A 375-nucleotide genomic window follows, 5' to 3' on the forward strand; every position below is an offset into this window, starting at 1 on the left:
TTTTAACTTGTCTTACATTGTCATAAATGGGTTTGCTTTCAGGTTTTTCGGCTAGAGTAGGTACAAAATCTTCAGGCTTTAAACTACTAGTCGTATTCGGTTGAGGCGGTGTACTACTTTCTGAGGTTGTAGCTTCATCCGTTGTATCCGTTTGAGTCAATGCCGCTGTCTGTTGTTTTTCCTCTTGGTTAAATCGTTTACTCATTCCATTAATGGTATAAACGGCAAAACCAATTAATAAAGGTAAAAACAAGGCTACGAATATAAGACTTTTTGGAATGCGGCGTTTCGGCTTAGTATGCACTTCAGCGGACTTGTACATACCAAAAGACTTCTTGGGAACTACAAACGTTCTTTCTATTGCCCTAGCGATAT

Annotated in this window: 1 pseudogene; it reads right to left on the reverse strand. The window is 38.9% G+C overall.

The annotated features are described in order from the left end of the window. Window positions 1-322 (reverse strand): annotated as a pseudogene (locus HMPREF2700_RS03090) (hypothetical protein); the annotation flags it as partial. Between the last annotated feature and the right edge of the window lie 53 nt (window positions 323-375).

Source organism: Neisseria sp. HMSC068C04 (assembly GCF_001810105.1).
Classification (GTDB): domain Bacteria; phylum Pseudomonadota; class Gammaproteobacteria; order Burkholderiales; family Neisseriaceae; genus Neisseria; species Neisseria flavescens_B.